The sequence below is a fragment of the Candidatus Marivariicella framensis genome (assembly GCF_982709265.1).
Genome location: NZ_CEXPNT010000044.1, coordinates 1 through 4,688 on the forward strand (window position 1 = coordinate 1; position 4,688 = coordinate 4,688).

A 4,688-nucleotide genomic window follows, 5' to 3' on the forward strand; every position below is an offset into this window, starting at 1 on the left:
TATTATGAAAATTAAATTAACATTCTTTTTATTTATTACTCTAAGTCTTCAAGCAACTCCAAACACTTTAAATGACAGTATTATAAACTCTCTTCATTGGAGGAATATAGGACCCGATCGTGGTGGCAGGTCATTAGCTGTTGCAGGATCATCAAGAATCAATGAATACTATTTTGGAGCTGTAGGGGGAGGTTTATGGAAAACTACCGATGGTGGACAAACATGGAATCCTGTTACTGATGGACAAATAAAAAGTTCTTCAGTTGGAGCAGTTGCAGTTTCAGAGTCTAACCCTGACATTATATATATTGGAATGGGTGAGACTGAATTAAGAGGAAATATTATGCAAGGGGATGGTGTTTATAAATCAATTGATGCTGGTTTAACTTGGAATCATATTGGACTTGAAGACACCCAGGCTATTTCAAAAATCAGAATACATCCAACAAATCCTGATGTGTTATATGTAGCTGCATTAGGACATCCTTATGGAGAAAACGAGCAAAGGGGAGTTTTTAAATCTGTTGATGGAGGAAAGAATTGGAAAAAGATATTATTCAAAAGCCCTAAATCTGGAGCAATCGATATGATTCTTGATCCTAATAATCCAGATATATTATATGCATCATTTTGGCAAGTATACAGAACCCCTTATAAAATGCTAGGAGGTGGTCCCGAGTGTAGCCTATATAAATCCGAGGATGGAGGAGATTCATGGGTAGATATTTCAGAAAATAAGGGATTTCCAAAAAGACCACTAGGTAAAATAGGAATTACAGTTTCACCTGCTAATTCCAATAAGTTGTGGGCTTTGGTTGAATCTGATAATGGGGGAGTTTATTCATCTGAAGATGCAGGTGAATCATGGAGTTTAGTTAATGATGAGCGTAAATTAAGGCAAAGAGCTTTCTATTATAGTAGAATTTACGCTGATCCAAAGGATGAAAATACAGTATATGCATTGAATACTGGATTTTATAAGTCTACTGATGGTGGAAAAACGTTTGATACAAGAATAATTGTGCCACATGGTGATAACCATGATTTATGGATAGATTCTCAAAACCCATCCCGAATGGCAAATGCAAACGATGGGGGAGGTTGTGTTTCTGTTAATGGGGGAAAGACTTGGACCGATCTTGATTTTCCAACTTCTCAGCTATACCATATTATGGTAACAAAAGATTTCCCTTATTATGTTTGTGGGGCTCAGCAAGACAACTCCACAATGTGTGTTCCTTCTGAGGGGTGGAATTTTAAGCAAGCACGTGGTCCACATAAACAATATTATTATCCTGTAGGAGGAGGTGAATCTGGTTATATTACACAACACCCATCAAATCTTGACTGGTTTTATGCTGGTAGTCAGGGAGCATTACTTACAAAATTTGATAGAAAAACTGGATTTAAAAGAGATATTCAGGTCTACCCAAGATTTTTTTCTGGAGAACCTGCAAGTGAATTACCAGAGAGATGGCAATGGACATTCCCAATAATTTTTTCACCCTTAAATTCAAGTAAACTCTATACCAGCTCTCAACATGTTTGGGTATCAGAAGATGATGGACAAAGTTGGTCAAAAATAAGTCCTGATCTTACTTATGCCGATCCTAAAACACTTGGAAAAACCGGAGGAGTGATTACAAATGATATGAATGGTCCAGAGATTTACGCCACTATATTTTCCTTAGTTCCGTCAAGTTATGATGAAAACACATTATGGGCTGGGTCTGATGATGGATTAGTCCATCTGACTCAAGATCATGGAAAGTCATGGAAAAACATAACACCTCCAGATATGCCAAAAGATACCAGAATTAGTATAATAGAGGAGTCTAAACATAATCCAGGGACTATATATATAGCTGGAAAAAGATATCAAATGGATGATAGAAAACCATATTTATGGAAAACACACGATTATGGTAAGACATGGAGTAAGATAATAAATGGTATTAGAAATGATGACTTCCTACATGTGATTCGTGAAGATTTAAAAATTCCTGGTCTATTGTATGCTGGTGGTGAACACGAAGTATGGGTTTCTTATAATGATGGAGATAATTGGGAGTCAATAAGTTTAAATCTTCCAGACACTCAAATATCTGACTTAATAGTTACCGAAAAAGATTTAGTGGTTGGTACTCATGGAAGGTCAGTTTATATACTTGATGATATTTCGCCAATAAGAGAAATGTCAAAAGTTGACAAACAAAAGCCACATCTTTATGATGTATATTTTGCAACCAGAAGAGTTCAAGACGCTGAAATTAAATATTACCTTCCATCTACACCCAAAAAACTATCAATTAAAATACTTGATAGTAAAAACAGAATTGTATTAGAAAAAGAGGGTGTTACTGATGATCAAACAAAGGATGAATCTTCTTCATGGTTTGGAGCGGATAATAAAAACCCAACAATGAATAGCGGATTAAACAATTACAAATGGAATCTAAGATATCAAGGAGCTAGAGATTTTGAGGGTATGGTAATCTGGTCTGCAAAACCAACACTTGGGCCAATTGCTCCTCCTGGACAATATAGATTTCAGCTAATCATAGATGATAATATGTATGAAACTGTTTTTGAAGTAAGAAAAGATCCAAGAATAGCTGTTTCAGATACCGTTATTAACAAACAATTTGACTTTGCAATGAGTATAATGATGCAAACTGATCTTGCGAATAAAAGTGTAATTGAAATTCGTTCAATTAAAGAAAAGTTGAATAATATTTATGATATTTCCTCAGTTTATGGAACTAAAGGGTTTGATAGTTCTAGATCAAAAAAAATCAAAGTATTAATCTCTGATTTTGAAACTATAGAATCTAGTATATATCAAGTAAAGAATCAAAGTGGTCAAGACCCATTAAATTTTCCAATTAAAGTAAATAATAGGTTAGCGTATTTAAGAAAAAGTGTTGAAAGTGGAGACGGTCTTCCTACGGCAGGTTCAATTGAAGTTTTCAAACTATTAAAGAATGAGCTGTCAGGTTATGTGAGAAAATTTAATAAGCTTAAAATTCAAGCTAAAGAGTTATTTTAATTAAATATTATGAAACTATTCAAAACTCTAATACTGTTACTGTTAATATTTAGCTGTTCTCCGCCTATCAATTATGATATTTTAATCAAAAATGGAACAATTGCTGATGGCTCAGGAAACCCAACTTATATTGGATCTGTTGGTATTAATGCAGACACTATTGCAGCTGTTGGAAAGATAAAAGGAACAGGAACCTCAGAGATAGATGCAAGTGGTTTGGTTGTTGCACCTGGTTTTATAAATGTACTTTCTTGGGCAACCGAATCATTAATAGAAGATGGTAGATCCCAGAGTGATATTAGACAGGGAGTCACTTTAGAGGTTTTTGGTGAAGGCTGGTCTATGGGTCCATTAAGTAAAGATTTAAAAAAGGATTTACAATTACCAACAGCACAAGGAGATATTAAATACGACGTTGATTGGAATTCACTAGATGAATATTTACAATCATTAATAAAACGTGGTATTTCACCAAATGTAGCTTCATTTATTGGTGCAACTACAGTTAGAATCAACCATATAGGATATGAGGATCGTGCTCCAACAGATGAAGAATTGACCTCTATGAAACAAATGGTAAGACAAGCTATGGAAGATGGTGCTCTTGGTGTTGGTTCATCATTAATTTATGCACCTGCTTTTTATTCAAGTACAGAAGAATTGATTGCATTATGCAAAGTTGCATCAGAATATAATGGACTTTATATTTCACATATGCGTAGTGAAGGAAATCGTCTGTTACAAAGTATTGATGAATTAATGCGTATAGCAAATGAAGCTGATATTCGCGCAGAAATATATCACTTAAAAATGAGTGGTAAAGAAAATTGGAGTAAATATGATGAAGTTGTTAAAAAAATTGACTCTGCTAGGACAGCAGGTTTAAGTATAACAACTAATATGTATAATTATGTTGCTGGAGCAACAGGTTTGGATGCTTCCATGCCTCCTTGGGTTCAAGAAGGTGGTTACAAAAAATGGGCAGAACGTTTGCAAGACCCAAAAATACGTCAAAGGGTTTTAGGAGAAATGACAACTCCAACTGACAAATGGGAAAATTTAATGTATGCTGCAGGAACTTCAGATAATTTATTGTTAGTTGGTTTTAAAAATGATAGTTTACGGCATTATACCGGTAAAACTTTAACAGAGGTTGCTATTATACATGGTAAATCACCTGAAGAAACTGCAATGGATTTAGTAATTGCAGATGGTAGTCGTGTTGGAACTGTTTACTTTTTGATGTCAGAAGAGAATATAAAAAAACAAATTGCATTACCTTATATGAGTTTTGGATCTGATGCTTCCTCAATGACTCCAGAAGGGGTTTTTTTAAATTCAAGTACACACCCTAGAGCTTATGGAAATTTTTCTAGATTACTAGGGAAGTATGTTAGAGATGAGCAAATAATTTCAATTGAAGAAGCTGTCAGAAAATTAACATCATTACCAGCTTCTAACTTAAAAATTAAAAACCGTGGGAACCTTGCTAAAGGTTATTTCGCAGACTTAGCTATTTTTAATCCTGAAACTATTCAAGACCATGCAACTTTTACTGAACCTCATCAACTATCGACAGGAATGGTACATGTGTTTGTAAACGGGGAGCAAGTATTAAAAGATGGCGAACATACTGGTG

Annotated in this window: 2 protein-coding genes; both read left to right on the forward strand. The window is 34.6% G+C overall.

From position 1 onward, the window contains the following. Positions 1-3,049, forward strand: a 3,049-nt coding sequence (locus tag AC34EU_RS08680; protein ID WP_489696219.1) for a WD40/YVTN/BNR-like repeat-containing protein, incomplete at its 5' end; no start/stop codon positions are given. 9 nt (positions 3,050-3,058) lie between these two features. After that, the coding region (locus tag AC34EU_RS08685; protein WP_489696220.1) for an N-acyl-D-amino-acid deacylase family protein at positions 3,059-4,688 on the forward strand (1,630 nt) is incomplete at its 3' end.